This window comes from Stappia sp. TSB10GB4 (assembly GCF_900185745.1).
GTDB lineage: Bacteria > Pseudomonadota > Alphaproteobacteria > Rhizobiales > Stappiaceae > Stappia.
Map to the genome: position 1 here is coordinate 1 of NZ_FYAV01000020.1, position 13,308 is coordinate 13,308.

Annotated in this window: 13 protein-coding genes; 6 read left to right on the forward strand and 7 right to left on the reverse strand. The window is 69.1% G+C overall.

Going from position 1 to position 13,308, the window contains the following annotated elements:
• The 4 genes from TSB10GB4_RS00730 to TSB10GB4_RS00745 all read right to left on the reverse strand — a co-directional run.
• A partial coding sequence (locus TSB10GB4_RS00730) for an IS110 family transposase (protein ID WP_371328838.1) occupies positions 1-838 on the reverse strand: 838 nt, incomplete at its 3' end.
• A gap of 75 nt (positions 839-913) precedes the next feature.
• Positions 914-1,345 carry a SufE family protein gene (locus TSB10GB4_RS00735; protein WP_186394168.1) on the reverse strand — a complete coding sequence of 144 codons (432 nt, stop codon included), beginning with the start codon at positions 1,343-1,345 and terminating at the stop codon, positions 914-916.
• A 285-nt stretch (positions 1,346-1,630) separates the two neighbouring features.
• Entirely contained in the window at positions 1,631-2,554 is a 924-nt protein-coding gene (locus tag TSB10GB4_RS00740) for a hypothetical protein (protein ID WP_186394169.1), read from the reverse strand.
• Positions 2,555-3,149: 595 nt separating this feature from the next.
• Entirely contained in the window at positions 3,150-3,749 is a 600-nt protein-coding gene (locus tag TSB10GB4_RS00745) for a DUF5330 domain-containing protein (RefSeq protein WP_186394170.1), read from the reverse strand.
• Positions 3,750-4,098: 349 nt separating this feature from the next.
• On the opposite strand from TSB10GB4_RS00745, the gene TSB10GB4_RS00750 reads away from it, so the two are divergent.
• The 4 genes from TSB10GB4_RS00750 (at position 4,099) to TSB10GB4_RS00765 (ending at position 7,679) form a co-directional block, all read left to right on the forward strand.
• Positions 4,099-5,991, forward strand: a complete 1,893-nt coding sequence (locus TSB10GB4_RS00750; RefSeq protein ID WP_186394171.1) for a HAMP domain-containing sensor histidine kinase — start codon at positions 4,099-4,101, stop codon at positions 5,989-5,991.
• A 23-nt stretch (positions 5,992-6,014) separates the two neighbouring features.
• Entirely contained in the window at positions 6,015-6,923 is a 909-nt protein-coding gene (locus tag TSB10GB4_RS00755) for a peptidoglycan-binding protein (RefSeq protein ID WP_208984313.1), read from the forward strand.
• Positions 6,924-6,974: 51 nt separating this feature from the next.
• The gene (locus TSB10GB4_RS00760) at positions 6,975-7,316 is read left to right on the forward strand and encodes a DUF1491 family protein (protein ID WP_186394172.1); all 342 of its coding nucleotides are present in this window, start codon (positions 6,975-6,977) and stop codon (positions 7,314-7,316) included.
• 96 nt (positions 7,317-7,412) lie between these two features.
• Positions 7,413-7,679, forward strand: a complete 267-nt coding sequence (locus TSB10GB4_RS00765; RefSeq protein ID WP_186394173.1) for a hypothetical protein — start codon at positions 7,413-7,415, stop codon at positions 7,677-7,679.
• Positions 7,680-7,697: 18 nt separating this feature from the next.
• Here the strand turns inward: TSB10GB4_RS00765 and TSB10GB4_RS00770 are convergent, their stop codons facing one another.
• The 3 genes from TSB10GB4_RS00770 to TSB10GB4_RS00780 all read right to left on the reverse strand — a co-directional run bounded on the left by TSB10GB4_RS00770 (position 7,698) and on the right by TSB10GB4_RS00780 (position 11,808).
• Positions 7,698-9,416 carry an iron ABC transporter permease gene (locus TSB10GB4_RS00770; RefSeq protein ID WP_208984314.1) on the reverse strand — a complete coding sequence of 573 codons (1,719 nt, stop codon included), beginning with the start codon at positions 9,414-9,416 and terminating at the stop codon, positions 7,698-7,700.
• 7 nt (positions 9,417-9,423) lie between these two features.
• Complete coding sequence (locus TSB10GB4_RS00775; RefSeq protein ID WP_371328840.1) at positions 9,424-10,401, reverse strand: ABC transporter substrate-binding protein; 978 nt, start codon at positions 10,399-10,401, stop codon at positions 9,424-9,426.
• Positions 10,402-10,533: 132 nt separating this feature from the next.
• Positions 10,534-11,808 carry a DUF2336 domain-containing protein gene (locus tag TSB10GB4_RS00780; RefSeq protein WP_208984316.1) on the reverse strand — a complete coding sequence of 425 codons (1,275 nt, stop codon included), beginning with the start codon at positions 11,806-11,808 and terminating at the stop codon, positions 10,534-10,536.
• 221 nt (positions 11,809-12,029) lie between these two features.
• Here TSB10GB4_RS00780 and TSB10GB4_RS00785 point away from each other — a divergent pair, with 221 nt between their 5' ends.
• Together TSB10GB4_RS00785 and TSB10GB4_RS00790 are read left to right on the forward strand one after the other, a co-directional pair.
• Positions 12,030-12,254, forward strand: a complete 225-nt coding sequence (locus TSB10GB4_RS00785) for a hypothetical protein (protein WP_186394176.1) — start codon at positions 12,030-12,032, stop codon at positions 12,252-12,254.
• Between the two features lie 119 nt (positions 12,255-12,373).
• Complete coding sequence (locus TSB10GB4_RS00790) at positions 12,374-13,195, forward strand: hypothetical protein (RefSeq protein WP_208984318.1); 822 nt, start codon at positions 12,374-12,376, stop codon at positions 13,193-13,195.
• Positions 13,196-13,308: the final 113 nt, after the last annotated feature.

The window sequence follows — 13,308 nt, forward strand, 5'->3', positions numbered from 1 at the left end:
CCGCAAACCCGCGGGCCGAGGCGAACACGCGCGGATCCGGCGTCTTGATCGTCAACAAGGCCGCGCCCACCGGTCCCACCGAAGGGATCGCCTTAAGCCGCCGGGCGAGGTCGTCGTCGCGCACGAACGCTTCGAGCTCCGCCTCGACCTTTGCAAGCGCCGGCGCCAGCGCGGCATATTGCTCGCCCTGCAGCGCGAACAGCTTGCGGGCGAGCGGCGGCAGGGCGGGGTCGCTCGCCACCTGCTCCAGCAGCGTCTCGATGCGGCACAGCCCCTTGGGCGCGATCAGCCCGAACTCGGCCGCATAGCCGCGGATCGCGTTGGCAACCTGGGTGCGCGCCCGGATCAGGCTGGCGCGCACGCCCATCAGCATCAGCCGGGCCTGTTGCTCGGGGCTCTTCTCCGGCACGAAGCGCATGCCAGGACGCCCGCCCGCCTCGCACAGTCCGGCCGCATCGGCCGCGTCGTTCTTGTTGCGCCCGACATAGGGCTTGGCGCGGTGCGGCGCGATCAGCCGGGGCTCATGGCCCCAGCTTCGCAGCCGGCGAGCCAGGTGGTGGGCGCCGGTGCAGGCCTCGATCACCACCCGCGCCGGCGGCAAGCTCGTGAAGAACGCTTCAAGCTGCCCGCAGCGCAGTTGCCTGCGCAGCACCGTCTCTCCGGCGGCATCAACCCCGTGGAGTTGGAAGAGATGCTTGGACGTGTCCATGCCGATGCGCGTAATCTCGTTCATTGGGCGGCTCCTTCGATGTGTTGGGACCATCATCTTGGCGCAAAACGACGCCGGATGGGGGCCGTCCACCCCAACGGAACCGGCGAGCCACGGCGGTTGCGGCATCTTTCGGGAGCGCGCCTCCTGCGCCCCCGGCCCGACCCCACATCTGCGCTCGCGCCGTCCGGGAGGGCGCCCCCCTCAGGCGGCGGCGAGCGCGGCGCGGGCGTCGGCGCGGATGCGTTCGACCATCGACTTGAGGCCGTTGGCGCGCTGCGCCGACAGGTGCTCCTTGAGGCCGATGCGGGAGAAGATCGCGTCGAGATCGGTCTCGGCGATCTCCGCGGCGCTGCGCCCGGAATAGGTGGCGAGCACGATGGCGACCAGCCCCTTGACGATATGGGCGTCGCTGTCGCCCTGGAACACCAGGCGCGGCGCACCGTCCGCGCCCTGCTCCACCGACTTGACCAGCCAGACCTGCGAGGCGCAGCCGCGCACCTTGTTGGCGTCGGTGCGCTCCTCTTCGGGGAATTCCGGCAGCATCCGCCCCAGCTCGATCACATAGCGGTAGCGGTCGTCCCAATCGTCGAGCAGGTCGAAATTCTCAAGGATGTCGTCGAGCGGCGGGATCATGGGCGGCCATCGGTCCTTGGGCGGTCTTTGGGCGGTCTTTGGGCTGTCTTCGAGCTGTCTTCGAGCGGAGCGCGAAGCGGAGCGCGAAGCGGAGCGCGAAGCGGAGCGGACTTTCGTGACCCGCTATATAGTCCCTGCGGCAAGAGATGGGAACCGGGGGGCAAGGGAAACCGATTTTGGGGACCAACCCCTCCGCGTCGGTGTGAGTATCGGAAGCAGCAGTCGCGCCACGAAGAACAGAGAGCCCTTCGTGGCGCAGCATTTGCCCGCCGAGTGCTGGTGATCTCACCTAAAAAGACGGGTATTGAGTTTGGCATAGGTTGGCAGAATTTCTCCGCCTCCACTCATTTCACGCAATCTCTTAACACCATCTTCGATCGATTCAACGCCAGCTTCGAACAGATATGGCATGATATCGACAAGCTTAGGCAAATCGAAAATCCGGTGTGTGGCCAGATAATCCAACGCCAATTCTCGCGCAGGCCCGCGGGACCAAACAACCGTCGCCGCCGAATTAGTGAAAAAGAACTGATCTGCTATGCCGTTTACCCAAATCCATGGGTTTAATCGCTCGACGATCCCCTCTTTGACTCGCCACATCGGAAGATAGTCGCGAGAGAAAATCACGACTGATCCGTCTTGCAGTGTCCAGAAGCCATAGGGAAGCCAGAGTCGAGACGGCACGAAATCCGCGAGCGGTGTGCCAGGCGTCACGACTTCATGATCAGCCCGTAAGCTCATTCCAGTATCGGATAATAGGTACGTGGGTTCGCCGGCTCGGCGAAGATAGGCAGGTGTATTCGCGCCGTTCGCCTTGTCTCTAACCACTGTTCCAGGTTTGCCGCTGCCTGGCGCCCCGAATACGCACTGGCGCCAGATTTTGGTGCAAAGGCTCAAATGGACTTCCAGCGGCCACGGCGCATCTTGAAGCAGGCGTGCCTTGGAGATCGCGTATTGAACATCGGCATAGGTCAGGCTCAAATCGTCGGCGAGGCCAACGATAATACGCACTGCATCGTCGATACTTGTCTCACGGAATACTGACGACGTAACCGGGTATGCGCTGATCGAAAGCTCATGCCAGTCGCGATAGCCGAGTACGCGCGCAAGCGCCTCATGCACGTCTGAGAGCTTAGGATTTGCTGACAAGCGGACGAGATTTTTTGCAGCCTGCTTGGGCCGCGCGAGGTCGGAAAATAGAACACGCATAGAACCACTCCACTCCGGCGGTGCTTTTGAGCAGGCGTGTCCACTAAGCCGCGCACCTGGAAGGGTTCCAATGCGGTGTTTTCAGTCTTCCTGCTCTTGAGCTTCGCCATTGTGGACGGCACGGCCGGATCAGCCATTGCCTTAGATATACGCGATTCGCGGGGGGGCAGGATATCAAGATTATCAATACAGCTTGCGGCCTTGATAACGAGGCGCATTCATAAAATTGAGCCGGCCAACCGGCGTCTTGATCGAAAGTTACTTTCGAGATCCTCTGACCCGATAGCAAAGTGATAGAATCCAGCCAGAACAAAAACCCCGCGGGTGAACAGGGCAGCAGTTCACCCGCGGGCGGCGGAAGGGTCCGCCTTCAGTTTGCGCAAAACGGCAAGAGACTTGCAGACAGTTCCGGACGGTGGGCGAGCCCGTCGGTCCGGGGATAAGTGGCCGGACAAGCGGTTCCGCCAATCCGGGGATATTCTCCGGGCGGCGGCGGCCGCACCGGCAATTTAGTCGGCCGGTCATCCGTCGGCCACCAGCCGGTCAGCGACGGAGCCGCCGGGACAGAGGCCGGCTCGTCTCAGCCCGGACCTGATCAGGCCGGGTGGTCGGCGCCCTTCGGCCGGGGCAGCGGCACCGGACCGTTGCCGGGAAGCTGACCCACAGACTGGCTCACCGGCTGACCCACAGACTGGCCCACAGACTGGCCCACAGACTGGCCGACGATCTGACCCGCAGCCGGACCGGTTGCCTGATTGCCGGTCTGTCCTGTTGCCTGATTGCCAGTCTGATTGGCTGCCTGATTGGCAGCCGGCTCGCCGGCGGCCGGGGCCGCGTTGCCCGTCCGGGCCGGGGCCGCGCCCTCGGCCAGGCTCCAGACCGGCTCCAGGTCGGCCGAGGTCAGCGTGCCGGTCGCGCCGGTGGTGAGTTCGCCGTTCTCGTCGAGGTACTCGTAGATCATCCGCGCGCTGACCTTGGCCTTGGCGCCGATCTGGGCGATCGCCTGGCCGCCGGTCTCACAGGTCTGCGGGTTGCGCTCGCAGAAGCCCGACAGGTCGCTGATCGTCGACTGGGCCGCGAAGAACGCGGCGACCGGGTTGATGCCGACGCCGTCCTTGCCGTCCTCGCCGGTGTCGATGGGCAGGATCAGCAGCACGAGCGCGATCCAGAATGCGCATCTGAGAAGAAAGAACATGGGTGCCGCCCTTGGCTGTCGTGTCATGTTCGGGAGCCGGTCGCCGAGATCGGTCGCCGGACCCGTTATGCCCGCAATCTAGCACGGACCCGCCAATGCCGGGTTGAGTCGCCGCTCTCAATTTTTCGCAATTTCGAGACGAGTTTTCGCAAAATTCGTCTCAAATTTTATCGAAATTCCCAAGCCCTGCCAAAGGCCCGCCAAGGGTCCGCCAGCGCGCCGAACCACCCTGCCGATCCACCGTGAAAACCTGAGGTTTCATGGTTCCTTAAACCGTTCCTGTGACCATTGCGGGCATGAGATCGACCCCCCGGCGCTCCGCCGGAAAGACAGGCCGGAAAAGGCAGGAATGATGCCAGTATTGCAGGATCGGCTGAGGCTTGCGGCAAGCCATGTCGATGCCCTGGTCCACCCGGACGCGGCCCGTCAGGCGGCCGCGCGCGCCAGCCATGGCGCCTTCATCCGCGGGCATCTGGCCTGCGGCGCGCTGGCGCTCGTCCTGCTGCCGCTGCTGCTCGCCTTCAATGGAATCACCACCCTTGCCGCCGCCCTGATTCTCGGCTGGCTGACGGCGCATCTGCCGCTCGCCATGTATGTCTCGCGCACCGGCGACCTGGCGCGGGGACAGATCGCCTCGGCAGTGCTGTTCGCGCTGAGCTTCGGCGCGCTCGCCGCGCTCACCGGCGGCGCCGCTTCGCCGGTGCTGCCGCTGCTGGTGCTGGCCCCGGTCGAAGCAGCGCTGTCCGGCCGCCGGCGCGCCGTCGTGCTCGTCGCCGCGCTGACACTGGCATTGGCGCTGGCATTGGCGCTCGGCCCCTCGCTGGCCGGCCTGACGCTGACTGAAGCGCCGGCCGAGATCGGCGGTTTTCTGCCGGTTTCCCTCGCCGTTGCGGCGGTTGCCGTGCTCTATGCGGGGTTGCTGGCGCTGCGTCTTGGCGCGGTGCTGCATCGCCGCGAGGCCGAGCTTCTCCAGCGCGAGGCATGGGCGTCGACGGGCGCGCGGCTTGGCGGCGAGGCGATGCTGCGGCATGGGCCCGGCGGGCGTGTGGAGGAGGTCGGCGAGGCCGCCGCGCGCCTCCTCGCCCTCGGCTCTGCGGCCGCCGCCGAGCGGGAGTTGACCGGCGACGGGCTGTTCGCCCGCATCCATGTCGGCGACCGGCCGGCCTATCTCAAGGCGTTGAGCGACACGGCGGCGGAGGGCCGGCCGCAGCACCTGCGCCTGCGGCTGCGCCGGGGCGCCAGCCGTCCGGGCGAGACCGGCCGCGCCGCCCATGCCGTCGTCGACATGACCGTCCACCCGGAGCCCGGCGGCGAGGCGGGCCTCGTCAGCGTGCTGCGCGACGTCACCGCCGAGGCGGCGCTGGCGGCCGAGCGCGACGCGGCGCTCGCCGAGGCCGAAAAGGCGCGGGAGGCGCATTCGCGCTTCCTCGCCATCGTCGGCCACGAGCTGCGCACGCCGCTGAACGCCATTCTCGGCTTCTCCGACCTGTTGCAAAGCGAGGCGCCGAACGCGGCCGCCGGTGACCCGCAGCGGGTGCGCGACTTTGCCGGAACCATCCACCAGTCGGGCAGCCACCTGCTGCATCTGGTCAACGACATGCTCAACATGGCGCGGATCGAGAGCGGCCATTTCGAGATCGCCGCCGAGCGCTTCGACCTGCGCACCTGCCTCGACACCTGCCGGCGGATGATGGAGCCGGAGGCGTCGCGGCTCGGCCTGCGGCTGTCGGCGGATCTGCCGCTGTCGCTCGGCGAGGTGCAGGCCGATCCGCGCGCCTGCCGCCAGATCGCGTTGAATCTGCTGTCGAATGCGCTGAAATTCACGCCGCGGGGCGGCCGCGTCGTGCTGTTTGCCAGATGCGAGCCGCAGGGCTTCGTCTTCGGCGTGCGCGACACCGGTATCGGCATCGCGCCGCAGGATCAGGAGCGGATTACCGAGCCCTTCGTGCAGGCCAGCGCCGGCCTTGCCCGGCTGCATGACGGCGCCGGCCTCGGCCTTGCCGTGGTCAAGGGCTTGACCAGCTTGAGCGGCGGGCGGATGACGCTGGACAGCCGCGAGGGCGAAGGCACCTGCGTCAGCATCGCCCTGCCGGCCACGCCGCCGGCGCCGCAAGCCTCAAGGGGGACAGTGGAGGAGGCGGCCGGGGGCGTCACAGGGAGAGCGACAGTTACGGACAGGCTCGCGGCAGCTCGGGGGGAGGCCGGCCGCGGCATCGGACATGACCTCAAGCGCAGCGCATGAGCGCAAGGAAGAAGACTGACAGCATGAGCCGTTCGCCCCGAAACCAGCCCGCCCCCGCCGCCCGGCGCGGGCGACGCCACGAACCGCTGGCCCCGCCCCGTCCCGCGACGTCGCAGGGGCTCGGCGCCGTGGCGCTCGACAATCCGGTGGCGGCCGGCGGCTGGCTGGTCATGGCGCTGACCGGCGGGCTGATCATCGCCAACGCGCTCGCCTTCCAGTCCGGCAGTCACCCAGCGCCGCTGTTCGCCACCCGCGAAAACCCGCAGACGGCGGCACCGTCGGAACCGGCCGTCACCCAGGCCCAGTTGGAGCGGGAACAACTGGTGCGCGACGTGCAGTTGGAGCTGCGCCGCCTCGGCATGTATGGCGGCTTGCTGGACGGGGTGAACGGGCCGGCGACCGAGCGCGGGGTGCGGGCCTATCAGCGCGCGCGCGGCCTTCCCGAGACCGGCGACATCAACACGGCGCTGCTGGCGCGCCTCGCCATGGACACGGGCGGGGCGAGCGACGGCCTGCCTCCCCTGCCCCCGCTGCCGCCGGAAACCGCACCCGGCCACTCGTCGAGCCAGCCTGCCCCTTCGCCGGCGTCCGACGCGGCCACCGGCACGGTTCGCACGGTCCGGGTAACGCCGCCGGTGCCGGCCCCGTCCGCGCCGCGCGCGCAGCCCGTCGCCACGCCCGCGGCTTCCGGACCGGTGCCACCGGCCCCGGTCGGCGGTCAGGCGCTCAGCGGCGAGCGCGCCCGCATCGCCCGGCTGCAGGCAGCCCTATCGGAAATGGGCTATGGTCCCCTCGATGTGGACGGCTTCGCCGGCGAGCAGACCGCCAATGCCATCCGCCGCTTCGAGCTCGACCGGGGCCTTGCCATCACCGGCCTGCTCGGCCCGGTGGTCGAGCAGGAGATCGGCAAGGTGCTCGGCCGGCCGCTTTAACGCCCCGTAGGGCCCCGATCGAAACCGGATGCCCCGCGCGAAAGGATCGCCATGCGACTGACTTCCGGTTTCTGGGTCTCCGCCCTGATCCGACGCTGCTTCGGCGAGAACGCCTTCGCCGGTGTCGTCTCGAAGGGCGCCGAGGAAGCCGGCGCCATCTACCTGGTGGTCGACCGGCGCGACGGCACCTGCGACCTCTACGGCCCTGCCCCGCAAAGCCTGTTCATGGACGCCCCCGTCGGCGACCGGCTGTTCGAGCGCCTCGCCGAGCGCGCCGAACGGGAGAGCGTCGAGGCCCGGCTCGCCTCCGAGCGGCGGATGGACCCGGACATCTGGGTGGTCGAGATCGAGGACCGCGAGGGCCGCACCTTCTGGGACGTCGCGTCCGATTGAGCGCCGATCCCTGGCCGCCGATCCCTGGCCGCTGGCCTCTATCCCCGCCCCTGCCTGCCCGCCGCATACTGCTTGCGACGGACGGGAGCGGGGCCGATGGGGAAGAAGTATACGGGCAGCAGCGGTGACGGGGACAAGCCGTTTTCGGACCTCCAGGCGCGGGTGGGCGCCCGGCTCGGCATGCCGGCGGGGATATCTCCCGCCGACGGGATCCGCTGGCTGGAGGGTGCGGCGGCGATGGAGCGGCAGCTCGGCCTTGCCCGCTCCTGGGCGCACGATCCCAACCGGCTGCTGGCCCTGCGGCAGGCCCTGGCCTTGAGCGCCGCGGCAGCCCGCCAGCACGGCCCCGGCGCCCCGCCGTGAGACCCGCGCTCGGCGTGGTCAGTCCTTCCAGGGGATGGCGCCGGCCGGCACATGGCGGGCGAGCGCGTTGACCGCCAGCATCACCAGCACCGTCGCCGCCACAGTGACGCTCGACATGGCGGCGGCAAGCGTCGTGTAGCCGCCGTCCTCATAGTTGAAGATCGTCGTGCCGATCGTCTCGTTTCCCGCCGACCACAGCAGCGCGGACACCGTCACCTCGTTGTAGGAGGTGAGGAAGACGAGGATAGCGCCGGAGGCCGCCGCCGGCGCGACCAGCGGGGCATGCACCCGGTAGAGCCGGCGGAAGAAGCCCGCCCCCGACACCCGCGCGGCATCGTCGAGGCTGGCATCCACCTGCATATAGGCGGCCATCACCGCGTTGAGGCCGATGGCGAGGAACACCGCCACATAGGCGACGAGGATGATCGCCATGGTGCCGTAGAGGCTGACGCCGAGCACCGGCAGCGGGCGCAGGAACATCAGGATGAAGGCGATGGACATGACCAGGCCCGGCACCGCATAGGCGACATCCGCCTGGGCGGCGGCAAGTCCGGCGATCCGGCGCGCCGCGCCCCGGCGCATGGCGAGGAAATAGCCGAGCAGGATTGACAGGGCGGCGATCAGCAGGGCGGCAAGCGCGGCCGCCGCCGTGGAATTGGCGAAGGCGCGCAGCGTCACCGCCTGGCGAAACAGGATCTCGGCATAGTTCTCCAGCGTCAGGCTGCTTGCGACCAGCGGCAGGCCGTAGGTGCGCATCAGGGACGTCGCGAACAGCGACAGCGCCGGCAGCAGCAAGGTGGCGGCAAGCAGCAGCCAGACCGTCGCCTCCACCGGCAGCCGGGCGCGGCCGAGATCGACGGCCAGCGGCTGTTGCGGCAGGCCGACCAGCGCGTTGCGCAGGCGCCGCTGCAGCAGCACCTGGATGCCGACAAGGCCGAGGGTAACGATGCCGAGCAGGATCGAGATCAGCGCCACATCGCCGAGCACCGAGGGGCCGTAGCCGGCGAGCCGGCGCCAGATCAGCACCGGCAGGGTGGTGTAGCGCGCCGGAATGCCGATCAGCGCATTGATGCCGAAATTGCCGAGCGCGCTGACGAAGGCCAGCACGAAGCCGGCCAGCAGCGAGGGCGCCAGCAGCGGCAGGGTGATGCGCCACAGCAGGCGCGGCGCGCGGGCACCGGAGACGCGGGCGGCATCGCTAAGCTCGCGCGGGAAGGCGCGCAGACCCGCCCGCACCACCAGGAAGACGATGGGCATGTGCTGGAACGAGAGCAGCGCGACGAGGCCGGTCAGCGAATAGACCGGATGCGGCGCGCCTGCCGCCGGGGCCAGTCCCAGCGCCTGCAGCACCGGGGATGCCGGCCCCAGCGCCTGGCTCCAGGCGATCGCCGTCACATGCGGCGGGATCATCATCGGCAGCAGGATAAGGAAGACCAGCGGCGCCTTCGCCCGCACATTGGTGAGGCCGAGGGCCAGCGCCAGCACGGTGCCGAGCGCCGTGGCAAGGCAGGCGGAGAGGAAGCTGCTTTCCAGCGAATTCCACAGCGCCCGCTGGACGGAGCGCGAGGCGAGCGTGTCGGCAAGGGGGCTGAGCGACAGTCCGCCGCCCTCCCCGGTCAGGCCGATGGCGAAGAGCAGCGCGAGCGGCACGCCGCACAGCAGCGTGACCAGAACGGCGACGGCGGCGAGGGAGAACCCCTCGCCGCCGGCGATCGCGAAGGCGGACGGACTGCGCAAGCCTGGATTACCCGCCGAAGATCTCTTCGAACTTCATCTTGTTGGCGGCATCGCCCTCGAGCGCGGCGGCCGGATCGAAGTCGAGCAGCTTGATCTTGTCGCGGGCCGGGAAGCCTTCCGGAGCGGGCACGCCCGGATGCGCCGGCAGGTAGCCCTGCGAGGCGGCAAGGGCCTGACCCTCTTCCGAGAGCAGGAAGTCGACAAAGGCCTTGGCGGCCTCGACATTCTTCGCGGTCTTGAGGATCGCGACCGGCTCGGTGACGGCGGAGACGCCCTCCTGCGGGAAGACGAAAGCCACCGGCGCGCCTTCCGCCGCGCCGCGGATCGCCATGAAGTCGACCAGGAAGCCGTAGAGCTTCTCGCCGCCGGCAACCGCCTTGTAGACGCCGCCATTGGCGCCCTGGGCGAGCGCGCCCTGCTCGGCGAGCCCCTCGTAGAAGGCCCAGCCGAGGTCCGGATGGCTGGTCACCGAGACCATGTGGATGGTCGCCGCGCCCGAGGTCAGCGGCGAGGGCATGACGAAGCTGTCCTTCGCCTCCGGCTTCAACAGGTCCTTGTAGGAGCTCGGCACCATCGCGGCGCCGGTGTTGTAGACGATGCCGGTGGTGATCAGCTTGGTGGAGAAATAGCTGCGGTCGGCATCCATGATCGCCGGATCGTAGGCCGAAACGTCGGCGCCCTCATGCGCCAGCAGGCGGCCTTCCTTCTTCAGGCTTTCCATCGTCACCGTGTCGGCGATCAGCAGCAGGTCCGGCTGCGGGTCGCCGGCGGCGAATTCGGCCTCGAGCTTGGCCATCACCTTGGGCGTGCCGTCGCGCACCCACTCGACCTCGACGCCCGGATGCTTCGCCTTGAAGGCATCGACCGTCTGCTGCGCGTCGGCGTTGGGCTGGGAGGTGTAGAGCACCAGCTTGCCGGACAGATCGGCGAAGGCAGGCGTTGCGAGCGAAACCGTCAGAACGGCCGCGAGCAGCTTGGTCTTGATCATGCGAAACCCCGTGACTGGCGTGGTGTCCCGTCCATCGAGAGCGGGCAAACAGGGGCCATAGCAGGTGCATGTAACAGTTTCTTGTGCGCCGGCCCAGAGGCCGGGAATTTTCGCAAGGGTCGCCCGGCCTCAGCCGGCATCGCGGCGCGACGGGGAGACGGCGGGAGAGGATGGCGGCGAGACCGTCCGTCCGCCCTCGCCGTCGTGGCGCTCTGCATGGGAGAGACCGCCATAGGGCGAGGCAAGGCCCGCCGCGCGGGCACGGCCGAGGACGGCGCGCGGCGCCTCCTTGCGGGTGGCGGCAAGCTGCGCCAGGGCGGCGGCGGGTCCGGCGCACAGCCCCTCCATCACCAACATCGCGGCGCGCGGCGTCACCCGGTCATGCAGGGCAATGAGGCCGCGCAGGTGCTCCAGCGGGGCGGTCTGGCCGAGCACCCGCACCAGGACACGGCCGCTTTCGCTGTCGCCGGTGCCGAGCGCCCTGAGCGCCAACACCAGGGCTTCGCCGCCCGGATCGTCGACGATGCGCGCGGCGGTCTCCGCCGGCAGCGCCAGCGCATGGGCAAGACGCGCCGCGAAGACGGCAACGCCGCCGGACAGCGCCGCCCCAACCAGGGCCTCCAGCACGGCGGGCTTGAAGGCGACGTTGAGAAGTTTGGGATCGCCCCGGCGGGCAAGCTCCGCCAGCGCCCGCGCCTCGGCGGCAGCGATCGCCTCCATGCGGCCCGTACGGTCGAGATCGAGGAACAGGGCGAAAAGCAGCGGCGCCGGCAGGGCATGGCGGCGGGCAAGGTCGGCGGCGAGCGCCCGCAGCATCTCCTCGCGCTCCGACAACAGCTCCAGCACCCGGTCGCCGGGAGGACAGTCGGGACGGGCCAGCAGCACCTTCAGCGTCGAGAGGTCCGCATGGCGCAGCAGCACATGGGCCACGGGTTCGGGCATCTGCGAGCGCGCGGCGATGGCCCGGTGCACGGCGGCATCGCCGCTGGCCGCACGGGCGATCAGGTCCGGCTCGGACAGGGCGCCCTCGCCCGCGAGCGCGGCGGCGGCGATGCCGTTGTCGGGATCGGCGGCAAGCAGGCTGAGACACTCCAGCGGCGCCGCCGGGGCGGCGGCGAGCAGGCGGGCGATGACGAGCCGCTGGCTGGCCGGCGTGTCAGGCAGGAGCTGGCGGAAGAGCTCGGCGAAGATGCGCCGTTCGGAGACGTCGTGCCCCTCGCGTGCGACATAGAGCTCGGTGGCGGCGAGCAGCAGCCCGGCCTTGCGGGCATCGCCCGGCTCCATTGCCAGATCGAGGACGCCGTCCATCGGACGGTGGTGCGCGCGGCGACGCTCGTCCGCGCTCTCGGAAAGAGCCGCGCCGGGAGGCGGAGACTTGCTGGAACCATCGAAGGATCTGGACACGGGCCGTGACTGCCTGCGCTACGCATCTACACGCGCCCGCCGCTGGATTTCGCCGAAGTGAACCTACCGGAAGCGGACTGCGTAAAACTGCCAGAAAAGCGTTAGCGAGTTGTTAACCCTGACTCGTTCCTACTCACCTTACGGCAGTTGGTATCGGGTGACCTGCCAGGGGTCTGGGGCCGGCGCGCCACCGCGCACCGGGTTGGCTCACGGAGGGTGCTATGGGCACCGTGCTGAACTTTCATTGCGGCTATCGGCCGGGACGTCCGATCCGTCGCGGCCTGCCGCGCGGCCGGACCGGGCCCGCCGAAATCGTCATCTTCCCCGGCGTGCGGATCGAACGTCGCGACGACGCCGGAACGCTTGATCTCGGCGCGCGAATCGGGCGCAAACAGGATAGCCTTGGGCATCCGGGTCTGGAGCGCGATCCCGGCAAGGCTCACTGAGCCGGATCGCCCGCCCCATGCGGGGCGCGGGGGCCGTGACGGGAAAGAGCGAAGTGACGATGCGCCGTCCGACAGCGCATGCGACCCTGGCCGAACGGCCTCCGGTCGCGGGGCGTCCGATGATCAGACACCGCGCGGGACGCGCTCTCGCGGGCGTGCTTCTGGTTGCCTGCATCGGGCTGACGCTCGCCGCCTGCCAGCGGCCGACCGGCGATTTCGGCCGTGCCGCGCCTTCGGTGATCCACGACCGGCTGATGCCGGAGGCCGGGGCGGAACTTGCCGTGTCGCGCGGCGAGCCGATGTCGCGCTTCAACCTGACCGATGACGAGCGCGAGCTGCGCGACCGCGGCTGGACGCTGATCCGCCCGCCGGCGAGCGAGGACTGGATCGAGGGCACGCGCGTCGAACTGATCCGCACCCGCATCCTGCCGGAGACCGCCAGCAAGCTCGACCCCGACCGCTACTACTCCTATCTGCGCTCCGACCGCTACCGCTCCAGCGAGGTGCGCTACGACAAGGTCGCCGCCGATGCCCGCGCCGACGCGGCCCTCGTTCCGCCGTTCTGCGAGGTGGCGACGCGAGTGATGAAGGCGGACGTGGAGCGGCTGCGCGCCCTCGGCCGGCGCGACATCTCCACCAAGGAGGAACTGGCCGGCGCCCAGGCGCGCGTTTGGGAGAACCGGCGCTATGTCGACTGGGCGAGCCAGGCGCTGCGCTACCGCCTCGTCTCCTATCGCACCGCCATCGACGCGCTGGAGATCGAAACGCCGTCCCATTCCAAGGTGTGGGACGCCAATGTCGCCTGGAAGAAGCTCGCCGCCGAGGTGGTGCTGCTGGAAAAGGGCTGCGAGGCGATCAACCGCTACGGCCAGGAGGCGGAGGCGCGGCGCTCGCGCATCTATTCCAACTGGGGCACGGAACGGCCGGCACCGAAGAAGTGAGCCGGCGGATCCGCTGTCATGCGATCCTCACACAGTCATGCGAAGGGGCTCGGTTGCGGGCGGCTCCCGCACCGCCGCGCCCCTCGTCAGGCCGCTTTCCCGATCCGAACACA

What these genes read in the sequence shown, in the direction of transcription:
- TSB10GB4_RS00735 (WP_186394168.1), bottom strand. Translation starts at nt 1,345, where the DNA reads ATGATCCCGCCGCTCGACGACATCCTTGAGAATTTCGACCTGCTCGAC.
- TSB10GB4_RS00740 (WP_186394169.1), bottom strand. Translation starts at nt 2,554, where the DNA reads ATGCGTGTTCTATTTTCCGACCTCGCGCGGCCCAAGCAGGCTGCAAAA.
- TSB10GB4_RS00745 (WP_186394170.1), bottom strand. Translation starts at nt 3,749, where the DNA reads ATGTTCTTTCTTCTCAGATGCGCATTCTGGATCGCGCTCGTGCTGCTG.
- TSB10GB4_RS00750 (WP_186394171.1), top strand. Translation starts at nt 4,099, where the DNA reads ATGATGCCAGTATTGCAGGATCGGCTGAGGCTTGCGGCAAGCCATGTC.
- TSB10GB4_RS00755 (WP_208984313.1), top strand. Translation starts at nt 6,015, where the DNA reads ATGAGCCGTTCGCCCCGAAACCAGCCCGCCCCCGCCGCCCGGCGCGGG.
- TSB10GB4_RS00760 (WP_186394172.1), top strand. Translation starts at nt 6,975, where the DNA reads ATGCGACTGACTTCCGGTTTCTGGGTCTCCGCCCTGATCCGACGCTGC.
- TSB10GB4_RS00765 (WP_186394173.1), top strand. Translation starts at nt 7,413, where the DNA reads ATGGGGAAGAAGTATACGGGCAGCAGCGGTGACGGGGACAAGCCGTTT.
- TSB10GB4_RS00785 (WP_186394176.1), top strand. Translation starts at nt 12,030, where the DNA reads ATGGGCACCGTGCTGAACTTTCATTGCGGCTATCGGCCGGGACGTCCG.
- TSB10GB4_RS00790 (WP_208984318.1), top strand. Translation starts at nt 12,374, where the DNA reads ATGATCAGACACCGCGCGGGACGCGCTCTCGCGGGCGTGCTTCTGGTT.